At 63.7% G+C, this 342-nt stretch carries 1 protein-coding gene; it reads right to left on the minus strand.

Annotation, left to right across the window (positions count from 1 at the left end; genetic code table 11):
- The coding region (locus tag SKC42_RS27535; protein ID WP_330967381.1) for a hypothetical protein at positions 1-308 on the minus strand (308 nt) is incomplete at its 3' end.
- Positions 309-342: the final 34 nt, after the last annotated feature.

Here is a 342-nt window from a genome sequence, read left to right on the forward strand (position 1 = left end):
CCCAGCCTGGTGGAACGGCGCCCCACATCTTCGAACTGTTCGACCGCCCTTTGGTACTGCCTGCCCCGCTTGGCTAGGCGACGATGAAGACCCTGCGTCGTATTGAACGACTTCAAGCCCATCGGAAGCATTTCGTAGGAGTCGACCGCTTCCATAGCCCGGTCGACGGCAGCTCCACGGCGTTCCGCGTTGGTCCCCACGCTGCCCAGCACCACGTCACCGAGCTCGGCGGCCTCATTAGCGAATGCGGTGGCGGCGTTGGCGGAACGCTCCCAGGCTTCCAGGGCCAGCGCAACGAGCATCGCCATGACAAGCCCATTCTTAACTGCGGCAAGGCCCAGT

Origin of the sequence: Mycobacterium sp. 050134 (assembly GCF_036409085.1) — a bacterium.
In the GTDB taxonomy this organism is placed as follows: domain Bacteria; phylum Actinomycetota; class Actinomycetes; order Mycobacteriales; family Mycobacteriaceae; genus Mycobacterium.